Consider the following 3,157-nt stretch of genomic DNA (forward strand, 5'->3'; position numbering starts at 1 on the left):
GCCGGGACCAGCACGCCGTCGGCGCGGTAGCGTGCCATCAGCAGCTGCTGCGCTCCGAGCGCCTCGTGGCGCTCCCGCGTGAACGGCGGCGCGTAGCGGCGGACCAGCCCGTTGTGGGAGGGCACCTTCTCCAGCGCGTCGCGCACGGCGGCGCGGTCGGCCGTGCCGGCCAGCTGGATGGCGCGCGCCAGGATGTGCGTCATGTCGTAGGCATGGGCCACGCCCACCGGGCTGGCGATCTGCTCGATGCCCGCCAGGTCCACCGCCTTGCGCGCGGCGGCCATGAAGCGCGCCAGCGGCTCGCGCTGCGCACGGAAGAAGCTGAAGGTCTGGACCACGCTGAAATCCACCTGCCCGAGCGCCGGGCCGGACTCCTGGAAGAAGCGCCCGCCGGTGATTCCCCAGTGGCTGACCAGCGGGATGCGCTGCGCCGCGGGCAGCTGCGCCACCTCGCGCACCAGCAGCGCGGCCTCGTCGTCGTTGGCCACCAGCACCACCGCCTGCGCGCCCTGTTCGCGCAAGGCGCTGTATTTGTCCACCAGCGTCTTCTCGGTCCAGTTGTACCAGGCGGTGCCGACCACGGCCGGATGCGCGTGCGCCACGGTGAACTTCTGCGCGGCGGCCAGGTTGCTGCGGCCCCAGGCCGTGTTGGTCAGCAGCAGGCCGACACGGCCCAGGCCGCGCTGCGCGGCGCTCTGCATCATGAACGGCATGGCCAGGCTGTCGCGCAGCGACAGGCGGAACACGTAGTTGGGGTTGCTGCCGTTGTCAACGATCGCGTCGGCGGCCGACCACACGGCCAGGAACGGCAGGCCGGCCTGGCGCAGCACCGGCAGCTGCTCGATCACCACCGGGCTGAACCGGCCGCCGAACACGGCCAGCACGCGCGGGTCGGCAGCGAATTCACGGATGTTGGTGATGCCGCGCGCGGCGATGGAGCGGTGGTCCTTGGTGGCGACTTCCAGCGGCCGGCCGCCCAGCACGCCGCCGGCGTCGTTGATCTCGCGCACGGCGATGCGCACGCCCTGTTCGACGGCCTGCGCGGAGGTGCTGTTGGTGAGGCCGAACTCGCCGTCGATGCCCAGCACCACCGCTTGCGGCTGGGCGCGGGCGAACAGCGGAGCGAGGCCGAGCACGCCGCAGGCCGCGCGCCGCGTGAGCCGGGCAGAAGTCCGGTGTGCACCCGTCATGGAGTCTCCCAACTGAACAGTCAATCGGCGCCACTTTAGAGCGGAGATTCCTACAAAAGGGTAGGACAAAACCGCATTCTTGCTGCGCCGGCCCCACTGCCGCGCTCGCGCTTTTAAGCTGAGCCGTGTGCTCTTGTCGGCATGCCAAACGTCCAACCCAGGGAGACCGTTCCATGAACTCGCTGCCCCTCTTCGCGCGCCGCCTGGGAGCGGCCTTCGTCTTCGGCCTCGCGGCCCTGCTGGCCGGCTGCGCAGCGCCCGGCGGGCCGCCCTGCGCGGCGGGTCCGGACATGGCCTGCACCAGCGAAGGCGCGGTGCGCGGCGTGGTGGAGAACGGCACGCTGGCGTTCAAGGGCATTCCGTATGCGGCGGCGCCAGTCGGGCCGCTGCGCTGGCGCCCGCCGCAGGCGCCGCAGCCCTGGCAGGGCGTGCGCGATGCCACGCGCTTCGGCGCGGTCTGCCCGCAGCTCGATGGCCAGCAGGCGATCGGCGAGGAGGACTGCCTGACCGTGAACGTCTGGGTGCCGCAGCCGCGGCCCGCGCGTGCGCTGCCGGTGATGGTGTTCCTGCCGGGCGGCGGCAACCATGCGTTCTCCGGCCAGGGCGCGCCGGTGTTCGGCGGCGTCGGCTACAACGGAGAGCAGCTGGTGCCGCGCGGCGTGGTGTTCGTCAGCTTCAACAACCGGCTGGGCGCGCTGGGCTTTCTTGCGCATCCGGCATTGGGCGCCGAGCGTGCCGAGCGCGTGTCGGGCAACTACGGCAGCCTGGACCAGATCGCGCTGCTGCGCTGGGTGCAGCGCAACATCGGGTCGTTCGGCGGCGATGCGCGCAAGGTCACGCTGTTCGGTACATCGGCCGGCGGCGGCAGCATCTGCGCGCTGATGACGGCGCCCGCCGCACGCGGCCTGTTCCACGCGGCAGCGATGGAAAGCGGCGTGCCCACCGGCTGCGAACTGCAGACGCTGCAGGAGGCGCAGGACGGCAGCGGCCAGCGCGTGGCGCAGGCGCTGGGCTGCACCGGCGCCGACGCGGCGGCCTGCCTGCGCGGCAAGAGCACGGCCGACGTGGTGAAGGCGCTGCCCGGTGGCTTCGGCCTGTTCTCGCGGCTGTACGGCCCGAACATGGACGGCATGGTATTTCCCGAGCAGCCCATTGCCGCCATCGGCGCGGGACGGCACAGCCACATGCCGGCGATCGTCGGCAACTCCACCGACGAGACCATGCTGTGGGCGACCTCGGCCGGTCCGGTGAACGACGCGGAGGGGCTGGACGCCGCGCTGGCCAAGCTGTTCGGCGCACAGGCCGTGCCGCGCATCCGGGCCATGTACCCGCTGGCGGACTTCCCGACGCCGCGCGACGCCATGGTGCGCATTTCCACCGACGCCTTCTTCACCTGCCAGAGCGCGCGCGTGGCCCGCGCGCTGGCGCAGCACCAGCGCGAGCCGGTGTACCGCTACCTGTTCGCGCACACGCTGCAGAACGACGCCGAGCTGCGCGGCCAGCGCGCGGTGCACACCATCGAGCACGTGTTCTTCTTCCCGTGGCAGGGCAGCTACAAGCCCATGGCCGACGACCTGGCGGTGCAGCGGCTGATGGTGGGCCAGTGGAGCAGCTTCGCCCGCACCGGAGCCGCGGAGGCACCATGGCGCCCGGTGGGCGCCGACGACAGCTACCTCCTGATCGCGCCCGAAGCGGCGATGCGCGCCGGCGCGGCGCACGCGAAGTGCGAGTTCTGGAACTCCGTGCGGCTGCCGTCGCCGCACCTGTGAACGGCCCGGGCGTTCAGGAGCCCGGCAGGCGGATGTCGGTCATCTTCCAGGTGGCGAAGCCCGAACGCTCGAACACGAAGCCCACGCCGCCGGGCGCCGCATCGCCGTTCCGCGCGCGGGAGAGCAGCACGCGGTTGGCGCCGCTGCGCTCCATGGTCCAGCGCGGCCCGTCCGCGCCGTCCGCACGCGGCGCGGCGG

At 72.3% G+C, this 3,157-nt stretch carries 2 protein-coding genes and 1 pseudogene; 1 reads left to right on the forward strand and 2 read right to left on the reverse strand.

Annotation, left to right across the window (positions count from 1 at the left end):
• Positions 1–1,190: ABC transporter substrate-binding protein (locus H0U68_RS12210; RefSeq protein WP_296355928.1), on the reverse strand; the 1,190-nt coding region annotated here is incomplete at its 3' end.
• 173 nt (positions 1,191–1,363) lie between these two features.
• Here H0U68_RS12210 and H0U68_RS12215 point away from each other — a divergent pair.
• Positions 1,364–2,959 (forward strand): carboxylesterase family protein, encoded by a 1,596-nt coding sequence (locus H0U68_RS12215; protein WP_296355930.1) that lies wholly within the window; start codon positions 1,364–1,366, stop codon positions 2,957–2,959.
• A gap of 13 nt (positions 2,960–2,972) precedes the next feature.
• On the opposite strand, the pseudogene H0U68_RS12220 reads toward H0U68_RS12215, so the two are convergent.
• Positions 2,973–3,157 (reverse strand): annotated as a pseudogene (locus H0U68_RS12220) (hypothetical protein); the annotation flags it as partial.

Origin of the sequence: Ramlibacter sp. (assembly GCF_013697775.1) — a bacterium.
Classification (GTDB): domain Bacteria; phylum Pseudomonadota; class Gammaproteobacteria; order Burkholderiales; family Burkholderiaceae_C; genus Ramlibacter.